Origin of the sequence: Enterococcus sp. DIV0806c (assembly GCF_051710905.1) — a bacterium.
Classification (GTDB): Bacteria; Bacillota; Bacilli; order Lactobacillales; family Enterococcaceae; genus Enterococcus_B; species Enterococcus_B mundtii.
Window position 1 is genome coordinate 148359 of record NZ_JBIOLO010000001.1, and the last position, 22803, is coordinate 171161.

Annotated in this window: 25 protein-coding genes; 18 read left to right on the top strand and 7 right to left on the bottom strand. The window is 38.2% G+C overall.

The features are described from left to right. Nucleotide 1: 1 nt before the first annotated feature. The 5 genes from IGK77_RS00740 to IGK77_RS00760 all read left to right on the top strand — a co-directional run bounded on the left by IGK77_RS00740 (nucleotide 2) and on the right by IGK77_RS00760 (nucleotide 6667). On the top strand, nucleotides 2–811 hold the full coding sequence (locus tag IGK77_RS00740) for a Cof-type HAD-IIB family hydrolase (RefSeq protein WP_010734425.1): 810 nt from the start codon (nucleotides 2–4) through the stop codon (nucleotides 809–811). Between the two features lie 12 nt (nucleotides 812–823). Next, nucleotides 824–1822 carry a signal recognition particle-docking protein FtsY gene (ftsY, locus tag IGK77_RS00745; protein WP_010734424.1) on the top strand — a complete coding sequence of 333 codons (999 nt, stop codon included), beginning with the start codon at nucleotides 824–826 and terminating at the stop codon, nucleotides 1820–1822. A 397-nt stretch (nucleotides 1823–2219) separates the two neighbouring features. Beyond that, nucleotides 2220–4502 carry a bifunctional glutamate--cysteine ligase GshA/glutathione synthetase GshB gene (gshAB, locus tag IGK77_RS00750; protein ID WP_074800029.1) on the top strand — a complete coding sequence of 761 codons (2283 nt, stop codon included), beginning with the start codon at nucleotides 2220–2222 and terminating at the stop codon, nucleotides 4500–4502. Between the two features lie 352 nt (nucleotides 4503–4854). After that, on the top strand, nucleotides 4855–6339 hold the full coding sequence (locus IGK77_RS00755) for an LXG domain-containing protein (RefSeq protein ID WP_233433745.1): 1485 nt from the start codon (nucleotides 4855–4857) through the stop codon (nucleotides 6337–6339). Between the two features lie 13 nt (nucleotides 6340–6352). Beyond that, nucleotides 6353–6667, top strand: a complete 315-nt coding sequence (locus tag IGK77_RS00760) for a hypothetical protein (RefSeq protein WP_071868051.1) — start codon at nucleotides 6353–6355, stop codon at nucleotides 6665–6667. Nucleotides 6668–6946: 279 nt separating this feature from the next. Here IGK77_RS00760 and IGK77_RS00765 read toward each other — a convergent pair whose 3' ends face one another. After that, complete coding sequence (locus IGK77_RS00765; protein ID WP_071868050.1) at nucleotides 6947–7387, bottom strand: YueI family protein; 441 nt, start codon at nucleotides 7385–7387, stop codon at nucleotides 6947–6949. Between the two features lie 383 nt (nucleotides 7388–7770). Here IGK77_RS00765 and IGK77_RS00770 point away from each other — a divergent pair, with 383 nt between their 5' ends. From IGK77_RS00770 to IGK77_RS00785, 4 genes are read left to right on the top strand one after another with little or no spacing between them, the layout of a single operon-like run. After that, the gene (locus IGK77_RS00770) at nucleotides 7771–8721 is read left to right on the top strand and encodes an ABC transporter permease (protein ID WP_071868049.1); all 951 of its coding nucleotides are present in this window, start codon (nucleotides 7771–7773) and stop codon (nucleotides 8719–8721) included. Beyond that, the gene (locus IGK77_RS00775; protein WP_071868048.1) at nucleotides 8714–9673 is read left to right on the top strand and encodes an iron chelate uptake ABC transporter family permease subunit; all 960 of its coding nucleotides are present in this window, start codon (nucleotides 8714–8716) and stop codon (nucleotides 9671–9673) included. Before IGK77_RS00770 ends, IGK77_RS00775 begins: the two co-directional genes overlap by 8 nt. Next, entirely contained in the window at nucleotides 9670–10425 is a 756-nt protein-coding gene (locus IGK77_RS00780) for an iron ABC transporter ATP-binding protein (RefSeq protein WP_074800032.1), read from the top strand. The genes IGK77_RS00775 and IGK77_RS00780 overlap by 4 nt, the downstream gene beginning before the upstream one ends. Before the next feature lie 21 nt (nucleotides 10426–10446). Next, the gene (locus IGK77_RS00785; protein WP_074800035.1) at nucleotides 10447–11400 is read left to right on the top strand and encodes a siderophore ABC transporter substrate-binding protein; all 954 of its coding nucleotides are present in this window, start codon (nucleotides 10447–10449) and stop codon (nucleotides 11398–11400) included. A gap of 68 nt (nucleotides 11401–11468) precedes the next feature. Here the strand turns inward: IGK77_RS00785 and IGK77_RS00790 are convergent, their stop codons facing one another. Together IGK77_RS00790 and IGK77_RS00795 are read right to left on the bottom strand one after the other, a co-directional pair. Then, nucleotides 11469–11591, bottom strand: coding sequence for a hypothetical protein (locus IGK77_RS00790; protein WP_254905451.1), 123 nt, complete (start codon nucleotides 11589–11591; stop codon nucleotides 11469–11471). Between the two features lie 67 nt (nucleotides 11592–11658). After that, nucleotides 11659–11955 carry a hypothetical protein gene (locus IGK77_RS00795; RefSeq protein WP_010734416.1) on the bottom strand — a complete coding sequence of 99 codons (297 nt, stop codon included), beginning with the start codon at nucleotides 11953–11955 and terminating at the stop codon, nucleotides 11659–11661. A 219-nt stretch (nucleotides 11956–12174) separates the two neighbouring features. On the opposite strand from IGK77_RS00795, the gene IGK77_RS00800 reads away from it, so the two are divergent. The 5 genes from IGK77_RS00800 (at nucleotide 12175) to IGK77_RS00820 (ending at nucleotide 15022) form a co-directional block, all read left to right on the top strand. Further along, nucleotides 12175–12753 carry a GNAT family N-acetyltransferase gene (locus IGK77_RS00800; RefSeq protein WP_010734415.1) on the top strand — a complete coding sequence of 193 codons (579 nt, stop codon included), beginning with the start codon at nucleotides 12175–12177 and terminating at the stop codon, nucleotides 12751–12753. A 47-nt stretch (nucleotides 12754–12800) separates the two neighbouring features. Then, entirely contained in the window at nucleotides 12801–13160 is a 360-nt protein-coding gene (locus IGK77_RS00805) for an iron-sulfur cluster biosynthesis family protein (protein WP_010734414.1), read from the top strand. Nucleotides 13161–13178: 18 nt separating this feature from the next. Next, nucleotides 13179–14075 (top strand): metallophosphoesterase, encoded by an 897-nt coding sequence (locus tag IGK77_RS00810; protein ID WP_023518919.1) that lies wholly within the window; start codon nucleotides 13179–13181, stop codon nucleotides 14073–14075. A gap of 450 nt (nucleotides 14076–14525) precedes the next feature. Then, nucleotides 14526–14759: a type II toxin-antitoxin system RelB family antitoxin gene (relB, locus tag IGK77_RS00815; protein WP_071868045.1), complete on the top strand. Its 234-nt coding sequence runs from the start codon at nucleotides 14526–14528 to the stop codon at nucleotides 14757–14759. After that, entirely contained in the window at nucleotides 14756–15022 is a 267-nt protein-coding gene (locus IGK77_RS00820) for a type II toxin-antitoxin system RelE family toxin (protein WP_071868044.1), read from the top strand. Before relB ends, IGK77_RS00820 begins: the two co-directional genes overlap by 4 nt. A 118-nt stretch (nucleotides 15023–15140) precedes the next feature. Here the strand turns inward: IGK77_RS00820 and IGK77_RS00825 are convergent, their stop codons facing one another. Together IGK77_RS00825 and IGK77_RS00830 are read right to left on the bottom strand one after the other, a co-directional pair. Beyond that, a complete protein-coding gene (locus tag IGK77_RS00825) occupies nucleotides 15141–15764 on the bottom strand; it encodes a helix-turn-helix domain-containing protein (protein ID WP_074800039.1) in 624 nt (207 codons plus the stop codon). A 183-nt stretch (nucleotides 15765–15947) separates the two neighbouring features. Further along, nucleotides 15948–16682, bottom strand: a complete 735-nt coding sequence (locus IGK77_RS00830) for an MIP/aquaporin family protein (RefSeq protein WP_074800041.1) — start codon at nucleotides 16680–16682, stop codon at nucleotides 15948–15950. A gap of 433 nt (nucleotides 16683–17115) precedes the next feature. Between IGK77_RS00830 and IGK77_RS00835 the strand changes: the two genes are divergently transcribed. The 4 genes from IGK77_RS00835 to IGK77_RS00850 are packed head-to-tail and all read left to right on the top strand — an operon-like array spanning nucleotide 17116 to nucleotide 20290. Next, complete coding sequence (locus IGK77_RS00835; RefSeq protein WP_074800044.1) at nucleotides 17116–18645, top strand: helix-turn-helix domain-containing protein; 1530 nt, start codon at nucleotides 17116–17118, stop codon at nucleotides 18643–18645. After that, nucleotides 18635–18856, top strand: coding sequence for a DUF2829 domain-containing protein (locus IGK77_RS00840; protein ID WP_010734410.1), 222 nt, complete (start codon nucleotides 18635–18637; stop codon nucleotides 18854–18856). Before IGK77_RS00835 ends, IGK77_RS00840 begins: the two co-directional genes overlap by 11 nt. Continuing rightward, nucleotides 18853–19614, top strand: a complete 762-nt coding sequence (locus IGK77_RS00845; protein ID WP_019723414.1) for a 3-oxoacyl-ACP reductase — start codon at nucleotides 18853–18855, stop codon at nucleotides 19612–19614. Before IGK77_RS00840 ends, IGK77_RS00845 begins: the two co-directional genes overlap by 4 nt. Before the next feature lie 28 nt (nucleotides 19615–19642). After that, a complete protein-coding gene (locus tag IGK77_RS00850; protein ID WP_074800047.1) occupies nucleotides 19643–20290 on the top strand; it encodes a DUF998 domain-containing protein in 648 nt (215 codons plus the stop codon). Between the two features lie 118 nt (nucleotides 20291–20408). Here IGK77_RS00850 and IGK77_RS00855 read toward each other — a convergent pair whose 3' ends face one another. After that, nucleotides 20409–20951, bottom strand: coding sequence for a biotin transporter BioY (locus IGK77_RS00855; RefSeq protein WP_071868039.1), 543 nt, complete (start codon nucleotides 20949–20951; stop codon nucleotides 20409–20411). A 997-nt stretch (nucleotides 20952–21948) separates the two neighbouring features. Continuing rightward, nucleotides 21949–22560, bottom strand: a complete 612-nt coding sequence (gene rpsD / locus IGK77_RS00860) for a 30S ribosomal protein S4 (protein WP_010734406.1) — start codon at nucleotides 22558–22560, stop codon at nucleotides 21949–21951. Nucleotides 22561–22803 lie beyond the last annotated feature (243 nt).

The following is a 22803-nucleotide window of genomic DNA, read 5'->3' on the forward strand; positions in this document are numbered from 1 at the left end:
AATGATCAAATTAATCGCTATCGATTTAGACGGAACACTATTGAACGAAGAAAAGAAAATCTCATCTGAGAATAAACAAGCTTTGGCTCAAGCAAAAGCACAAGGGGTAAAAATCGTTTTATGCACGGGGCGTCCGTTAGCAGCGATGGCTCACTATTTACAAGAATTAGGTTTAGTCGAAGAAGGCGATTATAGCATTACCTTCAACGGTGGCTTAGTCCAGAAAAATGATACTGGTGAAATCATCGAGAAAAAAGCGATGTCTGTGTCTGATATCCATCGTCTTTATGCGTTGGCACAAGAACTAGACTTACCGTTAGACGTTTTATCAGATAATGTCGTCTTGCAATTACCTAGTGCGCCTCAAAAGCAATCGATGTACAATGTATTAAACAACTTATTGCAATTCCAACCAGCAGTACTAGCTGATATTACAGATGAGTTTGTGTTGAACAAAGCAGTCATTGCCTATGAGCAAGAAGAACTAGATGCAAAAATCAAGGAGATTCCAAGCGCTTATTATGAGTCGTATGAGATTATCAAAACGCGCAATGTTTTATTAGAATTTATGCCAAAAGGTGTCACTAAGGCATATGGTATTTCTTTATTAGCAAAAGATTTAGGACTTGAACGTAGTGAGATCATGGCAATCGGAGATGAGGAAAATGATCTACCGATGATCGAATACGCAGGACTTGGTGTAGCCATGGAAAATGCGGTGCCTTTTGTCAAAGAAGCCGCGGATCATGTCACGGCAAGTAACATCGAACATGGGGTAGCAAAAGCGATCCAACAATTTGTTTTAGTGTAAAGGAGGTATACTATGGGATTTTTTGATAAGATCAAACGAGCCTTTACTGGTGAAGAAGCACCAGAAGAAGTAGAAGTACAAGAGAAATATGATAAGGGTCTAGAAAAGACCCGTAAAACGTTCGGTGAACGAATGAATGAACTGTTTGCGAATTTCCGTACGGTCGATGAAGATTTCTTCGAAGAATTGGAAGAAACATTGATCGGTGCAGATGTCGGCTTTGAAACAGCCATCAAGATCACTGAAGCGTTACGCCAAGAAGTGAAGCTAAGAAATGCCAAGAAACCAGCTGAGATCCAAAATGCGATCATCGAAAAATTAGTTGAGCTTTATGAGCAAGAAGGCATCGATGAAGTCAATACATTGAACCTCCAAGAAGAAGGATTAACGGTGATCCTCTTTGTTGGTGTCAATGGTGTAGGAAAGACGACGAGTATCGGTAAATTAGCACATCAATACAAAACGGAAGGCAAAAAGGTATTGTTAGCCGCAGCAGATACCTTCCGTGCGGGTGCGATCGATCAGTTAGTCGTTTGGGGAGAACGTGCAGAAGTTGAAGTGGTTCGAGGCAAAGCTGGTGGTGATCCTGCGGCAGTCGTTTACGATGCCATCGAAAAAGCCAAAGAACAACAAGCAGATATTTTACTTGTTGATACAGCTGGACGTCTGCAAAACAAAGTCAATTTGATGAACGAACTAGAGAAGATCAAACGTGTGATCCAACGAGAATTACCAGAAGCACCACATGAGATCTTACTTGTGTTAGATGCGACGACAGGACAAAATGCCATGGTCCAAGCGAAACAGTTCAAAGAAACCTCTGATGTAACAGGGCTAGTTTTAACAAAATTAGACGGTACAGCTAAAGGTGGAATCGTCTTAGCCATTCGTAATGAATTGCACCTGCCGGTCAAACTTGTTGGTTTGGGTGAAGGCATCGATGATTTAGAAGCTTTTGATCCAAATGATTTTGTCATCGGTCTATTTAAAGGCTTATTGAAAGAAGAATAAACAGTATATGAGCATAAGTTCATCTAAAGAGCTTGTAACAAAGGTGTTCAACTTCAAGAAATAAAAAAGAAGCCACGGGAATCGTTCTTTGAATTTCCGTGGTTTTCCCTTTATTTTTGAAGAGGTTCCGTTTGTTTCAGGCTCTTTTTTCTCCTTCCAATGGACTAGCGATATTCAAGGAACAATATTTCGAGTATAAACCAAAAATGAACCAGCGATTTTTTTGACTGTCCTGTCTGGCTATGTGCTATCTTATTGTTCAGTTTGGAGTCATTTTCCTACAATATCAGCTGTTTTTTTAAAAAAACACCCCTTTTTTCTCATTTTCAAACAATTTCATTCTTTTTCTTGGCGGTTTTTACTATAATGAAACATATGAATTGGAGGACATTTAACCATGAACTATAAAGAATTATTACTGCATCCTCGTTCACTACCGTTCATTAGTCAAGCCCGTTTTGGGGTTGAACGTGAAGGGCAACGTGTGAACTTCTCTGGAAAGTTGGCAACAACCGATCATCCTGAGATTTTTGGAGATCGTACGTATCATCCATATATCCAGACTGATTTCAGTGAAACTCAAGTCGAATTGATTACTCCGGTCACGGATTCTATCAACGAACTTTTTAAATACTTGGAAGCAATCTACGACGTTGCTTCACGATCAATGGCAGATGATGAAATGATCTGGCCTTTAAGCATGCCTCCGGCTTTACCTGAAAAAGACGAAGAGATCATGATTGCGAAGCTTTCTAATTTTGAAGATGTCTTGTATCGTCGTTATTTAGCAAAGGAATATGGCAAACGCAAGCAAATGGTCAGCGGCATTCACTTCAACTTTGAGTTTGGTGATGATCTTTTACAATCCTTGTTTGTACAACAAACAGAGTTTACCGACTTTGCAGCATTTAAAACAGAATTATATTTTAAAACAGCACAGAACTTCTTGCGTTATCGTTGGTTGATCACTTATTTGTTTGGGGCGTCACCTCTAAGTGAAGACCACTATTTTGTCGGCAAGCCAGCACCAGCAGAACCGGTACGCAGTATTCGTAATAGTTCCTATGGTTATACGAACCATCCGAATGTCAAAGTATCCTATGCGTCAATGCAACAATATTTAACCGATATTGAAAAAATGGTGGAAGAAGGCAAGTTATCCGAAGAAAAAGAATTCTATGCACCGATCCGTTTTCGTGGTGGAAAACGTGTAGCTGATTTAGCAAAATCAGGTATTCGCTATATTGAACTGAGAAATATTGATTTAAATCCTTACGCACGTGTAGGGATCAGTCAAGCACAAGTTCAGTTTTTACAATCGTTCTTAATGTATATGCTATGGATGGAACATGACGTAGCAGTCGATGCATGGGTCGAAGAAGGCGAGCAGCGAAATGAACACGTGTCGTTAGAAAACCCTATGGATCAAACTGCTTTTTATGATGAAGGAATGCTGCTTCTTCAAGGCATGAAAGAGATGCTTGTAGCTTTAGGACAATCCGAACGCCTACCATTGATCGATGACATGATCGCACAATTGGATGAACCACGTGAAACATTGGCAGGCAAGATTTATCAGCAAGCACAACAAACAAGCCAGCATGACTTTGCTTATACTTTAGGAAAACAGTATGAAGAAGAAAGTCATGAACGTTCGTACCAATTAGCAGGATTTCGTGACATGGAACTGTCGACACAGATTCTGATGTTTGATGCGATCCAAAAGGGCATCGAAGTAAAGGTCATAGATGAATCAGATCAATTTTTACGTCTGCAGCATCAAGAGCATATCGAATATGTGAAAAATGCCAATATGACAAGTAAAGACAGCTACATTGTGCCATTGATCATGGAAAATAAAACAGTCACTAAAAAAGTGCTAAAAGAGGCCGGATTCCGCGTACCTGAAGGAGCCGAATTCACTTCAATCGAAGAGGCTTTGAACGCGTATCCACGATTTGCAGAACAATCCTTTGTCATTAAACCTAAATCGACAAATTACGGATTAGGGATCACGATTTTCAAAGAAGGAGCATCTTTAGAAGATTACCAGGCTGGTTTAGCAATCGCTTTTCGTGAAGATACTTCTGTACTAGTTGAAGCATTCATGCCTGGAACAGAATATCGCTTCTTTGTGATCGATGGGCAAGTAAAAGCGATCTTACTTCGTGTTCCTGCCAATGTTGTGGGTGACGGAAAACGGACGGTGGAAGAACTTGTCGCTGAAAAAAACCTAGATCCATTAAGAGGCAGTCACCATCGTGCACCATTGGAATTGATCCAGTTAGGTGAACTTGAGCAGTTGATGTTAAAAGAGCAAGGACTAACCATCCATTCTGTACCTGAAAAAGATCAAATCGTGTATTTACGCGAAAATTCCAATATCAGTACAGGTGGCGATTCAATCGACGTAACAGATGAATTTTCAGACGCGTATAAACAAATTGCCCAGCAAGCAGTGGAAGCCCTAGGAGCGAAAATCAGTGGGATCGACTTGATTATTCCAGATAAAGATATCGATCCTCAAACAGATGACCAAGCCTATGGCATCATCGAAGCGAACTTCAATCCAGCGATGCACATGCACGTTTATCCATTTGCTGGCCAAGGCAGAAGACTGACAATGAATGTCTTAGAGCTGTTGTATCCTGAAGTGATCAGCACACCAAAAAAGAACTAAAATAAGTCGTGAATAAGGGCTGTATCAAAAGTATTCAGCCACATTTAGCAACTTGATCCAAAAACAGCTTATCTGTTTGGATCAAGTTGCTTATTTTTTGAAATAATTACTACTGAGCACTGCTTATAGTCTAGGAGTGAAGGTATGACGAGTCGTCCAATCTCTACGATTAAAAAAGACAAAGGAGTACGACAAACTTGATAAAATTAGGTAACAACACCTATCTAATCGAACTTTCATCTTATAGATAGCAATGGTTTGTTATAATGTTTTGTGAAAGCGTTTTAAAAATGTAAGGAGGAATTTTTAGAGAAAGTAGTAAATAGACCAATATATATAAGGAGAACAACATATGAGTATTGAGATGTACCTGTCCGATTCTTTAGCCCAAGCTACGAGTGCCAGCCACTTCTGCCAAAAACAAGTCACTGATTACCAAAATCTCCAACAAGCCATCACTCAATTCACTTTACAAACGCCCAATCTCCAAGGGAAAACCTACGACGCTGCGAAAGCCTATTTTTCCCAAGTACTTTACCCACTCGTGCAAGGAGGAATCTTACTCTCCGAAGCGGTCGAAAAAGCAGCAAAACGATTTCCACAGGAATACATAAATCAAGTTGATTCCATCAGCTTGAAACAATCCGAATTAGAAGCACAGATTCGCCAAATGAATCAGTATATCACTCAAGCCGAGGGAATAAGACAATTGCTTCTTTCACCTTATATGCCAGAAGAACATCAAAGCTTTCAACTCAGTCAGAATACGTTGTTACTCACGATGTATCATGATTTGAAACACAAACTGGAAGAAAAACTCCAAAAACTCTTAGCTTACAACCAAAGCTCCGCGCAATTTTTTACAGAAATCAAAAGTCTCGAACAAGCAGTCAATCAAGGACTTGCTCAAACGAAAACTGCTTGGAATAGCCAAACGAAAACATTCTCTATGCCAAAAGATTTGTCCTGGACAACTACGATCCAAGACAAATGGCAACAAGCAGACAACGAGAAAAAAGGCATCGATCCAACTAAAAACAAAGAACTAGAAAAGTACAACGTCTATGCTCTCATTATTCACGATAACGAGGGCAACCCACGTGTCTTTTGGAAAATCGAAGACAAGCAATCAGGCTACGGCATCGTGAATCCCGAGCTGTATCAATATGTCACGAAAGTAGGTCACTACTTAGACCCTGAACTGATCCAATTCATGACGTACGATACCTACCAAGAGAAAGTCAATGCAGCATGGCGTCAAGGTGTCAATTACGAAACCGGCGAAAAACTAGACCCACTCTTAGGCAGTATCGTCTCTACCTCGCAATACGTTAAAGACGGCTACACATGGATCAACGAATCCGAACTCGGTCAAGCCTTAATGGTCTTAGGCTTTACTTACGCCTCATACAAAGTATTGACGACTACTGGTGTGAAGCAGGTGGAGAATGGTAAGATTGAGGAGGCGAGTGGGTGGGATATTGATAAGTCATCTTGGAGTTTAAATAGAGAAGGTGCAAATATAAATGGCCGTAAATACTCTAGCCATGCTCTAGAAAGAATGGCACCTGATATACCAGAAGTTAGAGCACAATTGAATATTAGAGCACAAAAAATCGCAAAAAATATGGGATATATTCCTGGAACAAATGAGTATAGTGATTTCATAAAAAAATATGTACAGCCAAGGAATATTCCGCCATCAGTAATCGAAAATGCTATATCCAAGGGTGTGAAAACCCGTGGAAATCAAATAAATACATGGAAGTTAGAAACTAGTGATGTTACAGTAATAATTAATGATTTGGGATTAGTAATTACAGTGATTCCTAAGTAAGGGAGATAAGAAAATGAAATATGATGAGTTAGAATTGATGGAGCTTTTCCTATCAGAAGGTGAGAGTATAACTGATAATATAGGTGATGGTAATATCATGTATAAAATTTCCCGAGGTGATTTTAAGCTGAAAATCTTTATAAGGACTTATGAAAACCAAATCAGTGTATTTTTGACTTATAAAGAAGCAGATGTTTTTTATGGAGATTTTTACAATATTACAGAACTAAAAAAGAAAGACATGTATCTAAAGATTTTTAAAGAAAATCAGGAAATTGTAGAACTTTGTTTTGGGATGATGCTTTCAGTGAGTGTTAGCAATCAATAATTGTATGACAAAGGCACATATTTTAAATAGTTCATGATAAATCAAAATATGTGGAAACTACCTAGGAATGGAGCAAAAAATTGAAACTATTGAACCAATGAAACTACAAATCGTAAAAAATTAAAAACTTAATAACTTAATAACGATTGTAATAAACAAAAAAATCATCCACATTACTAGATTTATCTAGTTTGTGAATGATTTTTGTTTTGCTAGAGGAGCATCCGAACGCTGACAAGTTTTGATTAGAAACTCAAAAATTTAGTTTGCCTTTTGAAATCACTTGAATAATCGGTCCCAAAAGCTTTTTTTCTTGGGTACTTCTTCCTCTTGCTTCGTTGGATATTTTTCTTCTACATCGATCACAGGTTCATTCACTGCTTCTTTGCTTGCGATCAGTAGACCAATACTTTCCGGATCTTCGGAAACATGATCGTTTACAACCGTGAATTTCGTTTGATTTTTCGTTGCCAATTGGATGTATTGATTCTGGATATCCAGGGGTAAGGTCCCGTTTATCAGAATAAATGCTTCTGGTCGTTTCTCTAGTTCTTGTAGGAACTTTTCTTTATTTGTCGGCTCATTCATTTCAGCAACGGTCATACTGAGGTAGCAACGTTCACGAAAGGTACCTAGGTATTTATGCTGTTCTTCTGGGTTGACCAAGGGCGTGCCATACATTCCTTTGTCCAAATGATTTTTCAATTCATCTGATGCCATCCAATTTCCTCCTTTGTTGTTTTAAGTCATTATAACATAGAGGTTGTGACAGAAGCATTTTGACCTGATCAGTAAGCTAGAAAATTGAAAAATAGTTTTTCATATTTTGTCATTTTCTAGCTTAGTGTTGAAGGTTAGCTTTTGGATCACCGTGTAGCCAGGTGGTGAGAAAGTCGTTTAGCTCCAAGCATTAAGGCAGAAATTGAGAAATAGCTTCCCACATTTTTAAGGTCAGAAACAAAAATGAATTTTATTTTTGTATCGTACACGTATTCTAAAATTTATAGGGATTGCTCTTATTTCATTAAAAAACGGTTGCTTTTGTTCAATGCTTCACTTAGAATAAGAATGAGAATCATTCTCAGTTAGCGAGGTAAAGGGAAATGCGCGTGGGTCGCTTGATGGTTTTTTTAGTTATTTTAAGTATATGTTCGCTATTTATTGGCGTGTCTCGAGTGGAATTCATGGAGATTATCCGATTTGAAGGACAGAGTATGCAATTGTTGTTGGCGACACGTTTTCCGCGAACGATTTGTTTAGTACTGGTAGGGGCAACGAGTAGTATTTGTGGGTTGATCATGCAACATCTGACTCAAAATAAATTTGTTTCACCAACGACAGCTGGCACGATGGATAGTGCGAGATTGGGTATCTTAGTGGTGATGCTCTTTTTACCGAATGCTTCTTTGTGGATTCGTTCAGCAACTGCATTTTTATTTGCGTTTGCAGGTACGCTCTTATTTTTATCTTTTGCACGATTTTTTCCACAAAAAAATCAGCTGATGTTACCATTGATCGGCGTGATGCTAGGAAATATTATCGGCTCTGCTGCAACATTTTTCGCCTATCAGTTTCAGTTAGTACAAAACATGTCTTCATGGCTACAAGGAAATTTTGCAACAGTCATGCGGGGAAATTATGAATTATTGTATGTAACGATTCCTTTATTACTTATCTTATCTTTTTTTGCCTATCAATTTACGATCGTAGGCTTAGGTGAATCGTTCGCAGTGAATTTAGGGATGAATTATCGCAACATGCAACTACTAGGGATTGGTCTTGTTTCTTTAGCCAGTGCGATCACTTTGATCATGGTTGGGACGATTCCTTTCTTGGGAGTGATCATTCCAAATATCACAGCAAAGCTCTATGGGGATCAGGTACATAAAACGTTAGGAATTACCGCCATTTTTGGTAGTATCTTTTTGCTTATCTGTGACATGATCGCTCGTCTTGTGATTTTTCCTTATGAAATCCCAGTCAGCGTCATCGTAGGGATCATCGGTGGTTTGATTTTCCTTTACTTGTTAGTAAGGGGGCGCAAACATGGGTAAAAAGATCACTGGTCTATTTTTTATTTTGTCTCTACTCGTGATTGGTGTGACGATTGGTTATTTGACCATCAATACGTATGGTAATTGGGCATTTGCATGGGCCTTACGAAGCAAAAAAATCATGGCGTTCATTTTAGTGGCACTTGCGACGAGCAGTGCGACCGTTAGTTTCCAAACGATTACCCAAAATCAATTTTTGACACCTTCTGTGTTAGGGCTCGATTCCCTCTATGTACTTGTTCAAACCCTCCTCTTTTTCTTGATTGGTGGTGTGACGATGCTTCAGCAAACAGGCACAGGCTTTTTCTTAGTCAACGTGGCATTGATGGTTGGCTTAAGCCAGTTATTATTTTTCTTTTTATTACGAAAAGAAGCTCCTAACTTATTCTTATTATTGATGACTGGGATGATTTTAGGGACACTTTTCAATAGTATCAGTACGTTTTTACAAGTGGTGATGGACCCGAATGAATATGATTTGTTGCAAGGGAAGTTATTTGCTAGTTTCGGTAATGTCCAGACTGCCTACCTCCTACCTGCTGCATTGTTGATTGGCTGTTGTTGGGTGTTCCTTTTTTATAAAAGACATTTTCTGGATGTCTTTCATCTAGGGAAGGATCAAGCAACGAACCTTGGGATTGAGACAGAGCGTTTTCAATTTTCTATTCTTTGTTGTGTCAGCTTGTTGACAGGAACAGCCACTGCTTTGGTGGGACCAATCACCTTTCTTGGATTTATTGTCGCAAACGTCAGCTATCGTTTGTTTGCAACGTATCGTCATGGTGTTTTACTATTAGGAAGTTTTTTGATTGCTTTCTTGTTTTTGACTGGGGGACAATTGATCGTTGAGCAAGTGTTTGGGTGGAACACGACGGTCAGTGTGGTTGTAGAGTTCACAGGGGGTATTTACTTTATTACAAAATTGATTCGAGAAAGGAAGGAACTGGGATGATCAATTTGAATAGTGTCGAGAAGTCTTACCAAGGAAAAACGGTCGTCGAGGCCTTGCAATTGGAAATCTCGGATCAACAATTGACAGCCTTCATCGGTCCAAACGGCGCAGGAAAGTCAACCGTTCTTTCTATGATCAGTCGTTTGATTCCTAAAGATGCAGGTGAGATCTACTTGGATCACAATGAAGTAAAAGCTTGGAAGTCCAAAGAGATGGCAAAAAAACTAGCTATTTTGAAACAATCCAATGAGGTCAGTATGAAAATCACAGTCGAAGAGCTTGTATCGTTCGGGCGTTTTCCTTATTCGAAAGGAAAGTTGACAACGAAAGACCATCAGATCATCGAAGAATCACTCCAACACCTAGGGTTGGAAGAACTGAAGGACCAAACAATCGACACGCTTTCTGGGGGACAATTGCAACGAGCGTATATTGCGATGGTCCTTGCGCAAGATACTGATTACATTTTGCTGGATGAACCACTCAATAATCTCGATATGAATTTTGCGGTACAGATCATGCAAATTTTAAAACGTCTTGTACAAGAATTAGGAAAAACGATCGTCATTGTGTTACACGATATCAACTTTGCAGCGAGTTACGCAGATGAAATCGTCGCAATGAAACAAGGAAAGTTATTTAGACAAGGCAAAACAAACGACATTATCAAAAAAGAAGTACTAGATCAATTATACGAAATGGACATTCGAATCTGTGAAATCGAAGGACGCAGATTTTGTCTTTATTTCTAAAAACTACGAAGGAGCATCAAAATGAAGAAAATAGTTTTAGGATTTTTAGTCATGGCATCATTAGGATTAACAGCATGTGGAAATAACGAAGCACAAACGAGTGAAACAACAGCATCAAGTACTGTCGCAACGGATACAATGTTGACAGTCAAAGATAGCAACGGGGAATCTGTGGAAGTGCAACAAAATCCTGAGAAAGTTGTAGTGTTCGACAATGGATCATTAGATACACTTGATGCATTAGGTGTTGGAGACAAAGTCGTAGGAGCGGCAACTAAAAATCTACCTGCTTACTTAGAAAAATATCAAGAAGTTGAATCTGCTGGAGGAATCAAAGAACCTGATTTGGAAAAAATCAATGAGATGCAACCAGATTTGATTATTATTTCCGGTCGTCAAAGTGATTATCAGGAACAGTTGAGCCAAATTGCCCCGACACTATATTTAGCAATGGATGCAGAAAAGCCATGGGAATCGATGCGAGAAAATGTGACAACATTGGCAAAGATTTTTGATAAAGAAAAAGAGGCAGAAGAAAAATTAACAGATTTAACGAAACAAATTGATGAAGTAAAAGAGAAAGCCAGTGCGCTTGATCAAACAGCTTTAGTTACTTTAGTGAATGAAGGGCAACTTTCAGCATATGGTTCAGGTTCACGTTTCGGACTAGTTCATGATTTATTTGGCTTTAAACAAGCCGATGATCAAATCGAGGCGTCTACACATGGTCAAAGTGTTTCTTATGAATATGTTTTAGAGAAGAACCCAGGGATTTTATTTGTGATCGATCGTACCAAAGCAATTGGTGGAGATACAAGCAACGATAACGTAGCTGCAAATGAATTAGTGGCACAAACAGATGCCGGTAAAAATGATCAAGTAATTTCATTGCAACCAGATGTTTGGTATTTGAGTGGTGGTGGACTTGAATCAATGAACTTGATGATTGAAGACGTCAATCAAGCGCTAAAATAATTTTTCAATGAATACACAAGAAATGAACGAGTGCCTATCAACTAGATAAGTACTCGTTCATTTCTTATTCAATGGGTGATTGTTTGATCGTTAGGAAAATCTAGTGTAAGAGTAAATTCATTATCGACTTCATAAGGATCGATTCGTGGGGTTGGATCATGGAAAAAGTGAGCAAGCCATTGTCGGAACATAAGATCGCCTCCTTTGATTTGACTAAAGGATACAAGGCGAACCTTAGAGAAAGCTTAAAGCGTAAAATCAAGCGTGTGTTTCGGCTAATGCTTGATAATTGACGATCTTGACTTGACGATAAAAGTCAGCGGGTAGTTTTGACCAACGTTTCAAAAGTTGATAAAAATAACTATCTTCTGCTTTGATTTTGTACTCACTTAAAATCAATCCGAAGTAGTTTGGTTTTTTCTTTGCTAATTTGTGATAGATCGACAATGCTTTTTCTTTGTCTTCATCAACAAATAGTGTTTTGACTTCAATATAAGATCCTTCAATGTTCTGTGTTTCTTCAATAAAGTAAATGCTTTTTATATATTCTGTCATAAGTAAGACCTCCAGCGCTTGTTTAGTTGTTAAGATAACAATAGCTAAAATTTGTTAATAAATCGTGAACAAATAATTATTCTTTTTCAGCAATTGTTTAAGTTTTTTCGTTTATCAATATTTAATCTGTTATTTTAAGGAGATATTAAGTTTTGTCTTGCTTCTTTCCGTGAATTTCGATACAGTAATTTAAACTAAAGGAAAAGGTAGGGGATGCACATGGAATTATTGATCAATCGAAACTTAGTGTTTGCAGAAAATCGTGTCATAGAAACGGAACGTCTGATTTTAAGACCAATCACATTGGAAGACGTAGAAGATATATTTGAATATGCCCATGATGTAGAAACGACCCGCTTTGTTTTCCCTCGACATCAGTCGATCGAAGATACAAAAATCAGTGTTGCGAATTTTTTTATGGCATCACCGCTTGGAAAATATGCTATTGAATGGAAAGAAAACCGCAAGATGATTGGTACGATCGATTTGCGGATACAAGAAGGCGATGATACGGCTGAATTAGGTTACGCTTTAAATAAAAAGTATTGGGGAAAAGGAATCATGCCGGAAGCTGGAAAAGCGCTTCTGAAATTGGGCTTTGAAAAAATGGATCTCGTAAGGATCTTTGCTTATCATAATACGAAAAATAGTAAATCGGGACGAGTGATGGACAAGTTAGGAATGAGAGAAGAAGCTGTGATTCCTGATGCAAAACGAGAAAAAGGAGAAATCATTTCAATCGTTCTTAAAGGAATTACCAAAAAAGCTTGGTTGGAAGGTCACCCAAAAACAAGTTAGTTGCAACTTCGTACAAAAATCATTAAGCTAAAATTGAGGTGATTAAGATGGAATTTATCGTATCAAAAGAAGCGGAAGAACTGCTTCGTGGAAAAGTGAATGACAATGAACAATTATTGCTAGATGTAGAAGACGGAGATGGACCATTTGCGAATAGCCGGATCACTTGCCAAATCGATACTTCTTTTCGTCTGATTATTGTAGAAAAAGAAACATCGGCAGATCTAAGCTTATATTCTGAAGTAGTCGATACCCAAATGGGACCAATCAAAATCAAGAAAAGCGCACTCGTTTATTTGGATAATCCGACGACGTTAGCAGTAGAACCAACTTACAAGAGTCTGCAACTGAAAGGACCAGGAGGAATCATCAAAAATAACCTCCAAATCGTCACATCAACTATCTAAGATTTAGAAGGAAAAAGAATGGGAAATTTAGCGATCATCAGTGACTTACATGTGGACATCAATCAATTTGGCGAAGCTGAATTAATGCTCTTATGGGAAGTCTTACAACAAAAAAAGATTACTCGGCTTCATTTGGCTGGGGATACCGCCAATAAAGTCGATCGTTGTGTCGCAGTCGCTGAATTTTTTGCAGAGCGACTACCAACGACTTTCCATTTTGGCAATCATGAGTTAGCCGATGTTACTGGCGAAGCAATGATCAGTCATTTTCCAGACGTCCATTTTTTGAATGAGCGCTATATTCCATTAAATGAGAAAACCGTGTTATTAGGCATCAACGGTTGGTATGATTACCAATTCTCAGAAGAAAAAGACGTGAAGAAAATCGTGCGGATGAAGCGTTTGTACTGGTATGACCGCTTGATTGAGCGAGATGGAACGGATCTAGAAGTGAATGATCGAGTAGTAGAAGCAACACGATCATTATTGGATACGCTACACAAAAAGAAAATGAATGTGATCTTGTCAACACATTTTGTCCCAAAACAAGAATTCATTGTTTACCAAAACGCGCCTTATGAACGTTGGAACCAACTCAATGCGTTCTTAGGTTCAGCTTCATTTGGAAAACTACTCGATCAATACGATAATCTTCAACAAGTCGTCTTTGGGCATACGCATCGACGGTTTGAGGATAAAGTACTCCAAGGAACGACGTATAGTTGTCGGCCGTTTGGCTATTATTACGAATGGCAATTGACACGAGATTTTATCGATGAATATCAATTGATTGATCGTTACAATCCAATGAAATTACGCGTATTATTACGAACGCATCGTCCAGAATTTAAAGAATACCAGTTACAACATTTGAAAAAAGAGTTTGAACAAGCAGTAACAGTGATTGCTTACTGAAAATTTGAAGACCACCAAGTATCGATTTAGATGACACTTGGTGGTTTTTTATGTATTTTTTAGTTTTACTTCATCGATCATTCCCATTTATTCTTGATCTCCGCTACTTTATTCCACCAATCCTGTCCGGCAACTTCATCGATCGTGTAATCTAGCGATGTATCAGACAATAAGCTGCCAACTTCTTTTTTCAATTCACTTGTCTAAATGGACACTTAATCGTTCGTTTGTCTTATTTGTGTCCATAATGAGTTGAATTCTCTCTTTGATGTACAAGCTACGACCCTATTCTACACTTATTTAGGGGGATAGACGATAAGAATATTCTTTGTTTCTCTATGGATGAGTAGATGAAAAATCATCTCGATAAGTGAACACAATTGTGTTCTTTCGTTCGAGGGTATGTTATAATTAAAGTGCCTATGAATTAAATCAGAGGAGGGGAATATTATGGCAACAATTACAGTTCGTGTGACAGAAGATGAGAAAAAATTTTTGGATGAAATGGCTAAGTTTGAAGGAAAGAGTCTCTCTGAATTACTTAAAACAAAAACATTAGATGCTTTAGAAGATGCGTATGATGCAAAGATAGGAGATTTAGCCTATGAAGAGTATTTGAAAGATAAAAAATCAAATGATTTATCTGTTCTTTTAGAGGAGTATGATATAGGTGAAAAAAAATGAGCTACTCGGTAAGAACAACTCCTACCTTCGATAGGCAAATAAGAAAACTAGACAAATTCGAAGCAACAACTATATTAAGATGGTTACATAAACAGATCGAAGGCACAAAAAATCCTAGATATACAGGTAAGCCACTTGTGGGGAACTACGCAGGTAAATGGCGATACAGAATAGGAAATTATCGCGTCATTACAAAGATTGATGATGAAAAGTTGATTGTTTTAGCATTAGAAGTAGGACATAGAAAAAATATATATCTATAGTAGAATCTACTCCGAAGTGAATAGTTATACACTTCGGTTTTTTGTATTCAAATATTTTTCACCAAGTCAAACCAAAAAGCACCTTATTCAAAAAGGAATGAGATGCCTTTGTATTGAGTTATCTAACCGAGATTTTATTCTTATTTTTGATAAAGATAAAACTTATCACGCCGAACACGAAGAGTACCAAGCCTAAAAGTAAAGTATGAGTCATGCCGATTGGGTAAGGTGCTACCTGGCCTTGATTGAAAACAAATATTGAAAGATATCCGACAAACATAGAAACTGGCATAAAGATGATTCCAATGATATTAAGCCAATCAACAGATAAGGGGGCTTTTTCTTTTGATAATAATTTTCCAATAAAATAGCCAGCAATTCCAACTGCCTGAATAATCATTGAACCCCAAACATCTTCGAGGGCTTGTTCTGCATACCATCCAGAAAATGCACTGAATAGACCAATTGCAACAAAGGCTGTGGATGAGATGTAAAGAATCTTACTTATTATTTCTTTGCTTTGTTCGTCTTTATTCTCTACAGTTTCGATTCCTTTTAGAATATAATCTGTTGTTACTCCAAAAAATTCACTCATTAAAATTATTTTTTCTAAGTCTGGTGTACTTTGTCCGCTTTCCCATTTAGATACAGCTTGTCTTGAAACGCCCATCGTATCTGCAAGTTCCTCTTGAGATAGCCCCTTTGTTTTTCTCAAGTGTTGTATTCTTTCTGGCATGACCATCGTCAACACTCCCTTCTTTTCTGACTCTATTGTAACAATTTTATCAGTTGCGGAGCTACCATCTAGGTGTTGCGTTCTGCCAACTAATGGTTGCGAGAATGATTTTTAGATTTGAAATCAATAAAAAACGGAAATCTAAGGAATTGCTTCCAAAGATTTCCGTTTTTATAGTATTCATTAATTTTATGCCATAAATAATGCTTTGTAGAGAAATATTGCTACAATACCGGCACAAATCGGTGCCACAACTGGAACCCAAGCGTAATCCCATTGTGAAGAACCTTTATGTTTCAATGGTAACAACGCATGAACCAAACGAGGTGCAAAGTCACGTGCTGGGTTCAATCCAGGACCTGTAGGACCTCCTAGTGAAGCGACCAATGTCCAAACTAAGAAACCAAGAGCTAAGTGAGCTGTTCCTAAGTTATCTTGGAAGAAAGGTGCTTTTGTGATACCTAATGCGCCAAAGAATAAGACGAATGAACCGAAGAATTCGTTGACGAAACCATTGAATTTAGAACCAACACTGTTGATAGTTGAGAAAGTTCCTAAGACATGGTTTACATCTTCAGTTTGATCGTAATAAGGTTTGTAACAAGCGACCACGATCAATTGTCCAAGAGCTGCTCCAAGTAATTGTGCAACGATATAAGGTACGACTTCTGCCCAAGGGAATAAACCATTAGAGGCTAAAGCAATCGTAAATGCCGGATTGATATGATTTCCGCTAATGCCACCAAAAATCATTGCTGGCATCATCACACCAAAACCATAACCAACAGCAATCAGCATCCAGTCACTGCCATATCCTTTTGTTCCTTTTAAATCTACGTTTGCGACAGCACCATTACCTAAAACGATCAATAATGCTGTACCAAGTAGTTCCGCCGCTAGACGGGTCATAAGTGAATAATCCATAATACCCTCCATAAATTTATTGAAATATAAAAAAGAAACAACAACACAGCGGGTGAAGTGTTCCGTAAGAGGTGTACTTCTGTTGTCGTGATAAGTGCAAAATAAAAAACGACTTCTTTATAGAAAGAAATCCGAGCAACAGTCGACACATTGATAAAACCCTATGACACAAAACACCAACCCTAACTATAAATATATCAAAAATAAATAGTGAGTTTTATCAAATATTGTCGCTATCAACAAACATTTTTTGAAAATTTCAGAAAAAATGAAACTGAAATGGAACGAATAATCGCACGATGCACTGTGAGTGAATCGTCTACAAAAAGAAGGGAATTACTTTAATTGAATGCCTCCTTAGCTTGTCTGTTTTGGTGTTTCAATAAGGATTATATGCTACAATGAGGAAAATAGTCGATAAGGGGTGAAGTCGTTGTATTTGTCTTCTGAGTACTTAAAACGTTTTGACAAAGACTTATATTACAAAGTGCTCTTACTCGAAAGCTTTGAGGATCAGGTAGGGCACACAGCGGCACAACTTGCACAAAAGGTTCAACTAGACGCACGAAGTGTAACCAGATATTTAGTTGAATTGATCAAAAATTATCAATTATTCAGTGGAAAAGAGCAATCTTTATTCACGAAGAATCATCGATCGGGTTATCATTTTTATGATTCTCTTGATTCGATTGAACGTGAACGCTTTTTGATTTACCTCGTGCAAAGTACGCTTAAATACCAGCTATTGCACGACATTTTTTTTGAAGAATTTCATACGCTGTATCAATTCTCACAAAAGCATTATATCAGTGAGTCAACTGCTCATCGGAAAATCAATGATTGGAAAGAACAATTTTCGAGGTATGGTATCCAACTCAAAAGAGGAAGCTATATTGCGTGTGGGGAAGAAGAAATCATTCGATTATACCTACATATGACTTTTTGGCAGTTATTTCGTGGTAAAGTTTGGCCCTTCGAAACTATTCCACAACAGGACGTCAAACAAATTGCGGACCAGATTTTACAGTTTTTTGATGTTCGGTTGAATGAGATCAAGAAACGGCGATTAGAGTATATGTTAGGTGCATTTTTCTTACGTAAATCCCAAAAACATTTTGTGGTTTTAAATAATAAAAAACGACAGTTGATTGAAAAAAATCCACTCTTTGAAGCATTTAGTCAGTGGATGGCGCCTTTTTTTCCAAACTATTTCCAAGGGAAAGAAGAATTAGGTGCACTATTTCTAGTGCTGATGACCAGAGAAGAATATTATCAATCGTCAGGAATCCGTCAGCAGATTTTTGCTTTTCACCGAAAACAACAAACCGCTCCTTTTATAGCTCTATTAGAAATGAAGAATGCGTTAGCAGCATACTGTGAAGAAAAGCAGTTGACCGAGGAATCATTCACCAAAGAAGCAGAGAACTATTTGCTAAGTAGTCATCTGTTCGCGTACTTGTTTCCTCATGCGAAGGAAATGGTTGATGGGGAAGGTAGCAATTTTTCTAGACACTTCCTTAGTGAAAATGAGTCATTGAAACAATGGTTGCTGAATTTTTTCAATCGTGCAACACAACGTGCAGACGAGTGGGTCTATGAGAATGCGACTTTCTTGATGCGAAGGTATCTAACCGTGTTAAAAACGATGCGTGTTTTTGATCGACAATTACCAAAAGTCACTATTTTACTGATGACGGACTTTCCTCTTTTTGAAGAAGAATTACTAAAAGAAAACCTAAGGCACTTTTTCAGAGAGGAGTATCAGTTGTACTTTTTACCAGCGGATTATCGAGGAAGAGAGGTCGATCTATTACTATCCACAAGCAAGATCCATCGCAAACCTTGGGCGGATCTAGACTATTTCATCGTTACAGATGAACTTGAACTCTCGGATTATATCCGTTTATTTGATAAAATTAAAGAAATCCAAATAAAGAAAGAGAGAAAAAATCATGACATTTGAAGAAGTATTGCCACAGTTAAAAACAGGTGCAAAGGTTATTAGAAAAGGTTGGAGTGGATTTGAATTATATGTTGTTCTAGTATCCGATGATGAATTTGATGGTTGTCCAGTAACGCCTTATTTTCTGATCAAAACGAGCGACGAAGGATTTTCTAGCTTTGCGCCAACCGTTTGCGATATTCTAGCAGAAGATTGGATGATCGTTGAATGACGAATCATTATCCGGACTTAGCGAATCAAGTCGTCTTTGTGACAGGTGCCGCTCAAGGAATCGGTGCTGCACAAGCAGAAGCTTTTTTAAATCAAGGAGCGAAAGTATTTGGTGTGGATCTGAAATTAGGTAAGATGGAAGAACTAGCCATACAATATCCTACGCATTTTATCTCATTTCTCGGTGATATTTCACAAAAAGAAGTGATTGAACAAGCAGTCACTACGTGTCATGAAAAAGTCGGCGATATTTCAATCTTATTGAATACCGCAGGGATTCTTGATGGCTACAAGCCTTTATTAGACACAGACGAAACACTTTGGGATCGGATCTATGAGGTCAACGTAAAAAGTCTCTTTCGATTAACAAAACAAGTGTTGCCTGATATGCTCGAAAAGCAAACGGGAACGATCATCAATATGGCCTCCATTGCAGGTATGGTGGCTGGCGGTGGTGGGATCGCGTATACGAGTGCCAAACATGCAATCATTGGATTTACGAAACAGTTAGCGCTTGATTATGCTGCGCAAGGAATACGTGTAAAAGCCATCGCACCAGGCGCCATCCAAACACCGATGAATGCAGCTGATTTTGCAGGTGACGGAGAGATGGCCAAATGGGTCGCAGAAGAAACGCCTGTTAAGCGTTGGGCACAGCCGGAAGAAGTAGCAGAATTGACGTTATTTCTTGCGACGCCTCAAGCGAGTTATATCCATGGAGCAATCGTTCCAATCGATGGTGGATGGTTGCTTAAATAGCTGAAAGAAGAATAAGTGGGGGAAACGTATGAAAGTGATCGATTGGTTGATGCCTCTTGGAATGGTTAGTGTAGTTGCTTATTTTGTACATGTGTTTCTTGGGCAATACCTTTGGGAATCATATGATCCAATCACGACAGACATCAGTTCTTTAACCGCCGTTGGTGCGCCAAATGCGAATTTATTGAATATGATCCTGCTTATCTATGGTATAGGCTTTTTACTGTTTGTCATTGGAATGGTCGTGACCGCCTTTGAAAAGTATCATGGGATGACTCGGATCGGTTATCTGATTTTTCTTGTGATGGCAAGCACTACAGTGGTAGGCTATAAACTATTTCCATTGACAGGCGATAAGGCGGATATGAATTTCCAAAATACGATGCATATTGTTGTGACGATCATTGTCGTATTTACTACTATATCGTCTTTATTCCTTATTGGATTTGGTTATCTTAAACAAGAAAAACTACGTACGTTAGGAAAAATATGTATTGCAACCGCCATATTGATCACTTTCTTTGGCGCATTGAATCCAATTGGAATGGCACAAGGATGGAACATTTTAGGGTTGACGGAGCGAATGGTGATCTTCCCACTGCAAGCCTTTGTTTTCTTTCTGTCCTTCATCTATACGACGAATAATAAGTTGATAGTGAAAAATGAAATGGTATAACTAGATGATTATAGAAGTGTCTGGCTATGAGAATAAGCGATATCCGCCAAAAAATAGTTGCTCTATTTGGCGGATATCGCTTATTTTTAAAGTTTTTCTTTTTTATCCTATTAATTTTTTAAACTAATTTTTGAATGTTGAACCGTAATCTTTTTCTTAAAGTAGTGCCAACATAAGCCGCTCCCGTACTTTTGAGCAACTCTGGCAACAAGAATGGGACGAATCCGCTCAATAGCGCAGTTTGAACTGGCAAATGACTACTAAATGATAACCAAAGCGTACCTACAACTAAAGCAAGAAGAGAGCCGAATAGATTGGCACACCAAGCGTGGAAAAAGCGAGAATTGGTCTTCTCAATCCACCAACCAATGACGAAAGACTGAAGAATAAAACCAAAAAGGTAGCCGCCTGATGGTCCGAATAAGATGCCCATTCCCCCAGTCATGCCAGAAAAGACGGGTAGTCCGATCAATCCTAATAAGAGATACATACAAACAGCGAGAGTACCAGCACGTTTCCCAAGAAATGTGGCGGTCAAGCCAATCGCAAAAGTCTGGCCAGTAAGAGGAACCAAACCTAATGGGATAGTAAATTGTGAGAGGACTGCAATGATTGCTGTAAATTCGGCAACGAGTATAAGTTCTTTTAATGATTTTGTCATCCGTTCTCCTTTTGTCAACCTTTTTTATTTTTGTGGTTAACGAAATTATAGAGGAAGAGAAAATAAATGTAAAGTCTCTTTATGATATATTTTGAAAACGCACATAAGAAGTAAGAGTACAAAAATATTTCCAAATGTGAGAAAAAGTATGAATAGCAAGTGTTTTGATACGTGATATAATTTTTATATAACATAATCAACTATATTTTGGCACATAGAAAAATGAGGATGATCATTCATGATCTTTCTACAGATAGGTGCCCAACCTAGTCAATGAACTGGTTTGTTGGTTGAAACGGCCAGTGAACATTCATCGATTTGCCATGGGTAACTAAAAGCTGTTTGACGAATGAATGTGCCAATAATCAGCAACTGTGAAAGTGACAAGTTAACATGTCTATCCACCATTGATAAAGGGAGAAACTAAGCAGTTGCTTGCTTAAAGGACACATTTCATTGGAAAAGCAATGATGCGAGACAGTTTATGAAATTTGAAGCATCACACTGTAGAGGACATGTTCTTTTCCTCGTCTAAACCAAGTGGGAAGTGGCAGTTAAAAGCTGTATCTTCAGAGAACGATTGAGAACATCAAAAACTTAGCTGTTTTATCACCCAAGTAGCGAATACAAATTGATTTCTCTTGCTATTGTTCGAGTCATGGATACAACTGAACCTGCTAAAGCCAACATAAAAAGATAGCACTCGACTCAACGGAATACGTACGTTGTTTTGAGGTCTATCTTTTTATGTGTGTCCGAGCGAAGAAAAGACACGGGGACATTATTTCTTATTACTTGGAGCTAATCAGCTTTTTCACAACCTCGATAAACGGTGTTCAAAAAGCAACACTTCGGACATAAGCCAAAAAAATCAAAAATGAAACAGCCATTTTCGATTTTTCTGGCTTATGCCTTAGTGCTAAGCGCTTTTTTCACAACCTAAAAAAACCAGCTATCCAAAGGATAGCCGGTTTTTTTTGTACCAAAGTTTTTTGAATTATAGGCTTTGGTTGTAGTATTCAACGACAAGTGCTTCGTCAATTTCTGGGTACAATTCGTCACGTTCTGGTAAACGAGTCAATGAACCTTCTAATTTTTCAGCGTCAAAGCTTACGAATGCTGGACGTCCAACAGTTGCTTCAACTGCTTCTTTTACAGTTGAGATGTTTTGTGATTTTTCACGAACTGAAATCACTTGACCAACTGCAACGTGGTATGAAGGGATATCAACACGTTTGCCATCAACCATGATATGACCATGGTTAACTAATTGACGTGCTTGACGACGAGTAGTTGCAAGACCTAAACGATAAACAACATTGTCTAAACGTTGTTCTAGTAAGATCATGAAGTTAACCCCGTGTTTACCTTCTTTGATTTTGCTTGCTTTAACGAACAAGTTACGGAATTGACGTTCGTTCATACCGTACATATGACGTAATTTTTGTTTTTCAGTTAATTGCATACCGTATTCTGATTGTTTGCCACGGCTGTTTGGTCCATGTTGACCTGGAGCGTAAGGGCGACGTGCTAATTCTTTTCCTGTGCCAGATAATGAAATACCTAGGCGACGAGAAATTTTCCATGATGGTCCTGTATAACGAGACATTAAAATTTCCTCCAATAGATAACTATATTTTTTGGAGTAAAATAATCCGTTAAAAAATTCATAATCGTATAGTTTGTTCTTCAATCTTCACCTTTGCAGCCGCGGTTACGCAATTGAACCCGAAGCGGGGCAACAAACTAGGGACGAGTTATTATTTTTCTGCTGCATTATTTTACACGAACTACAGTATAAGCGATATGACCTATCAATGTCAAGAGAATAAGTAGCAAAAAAGCTTTACAA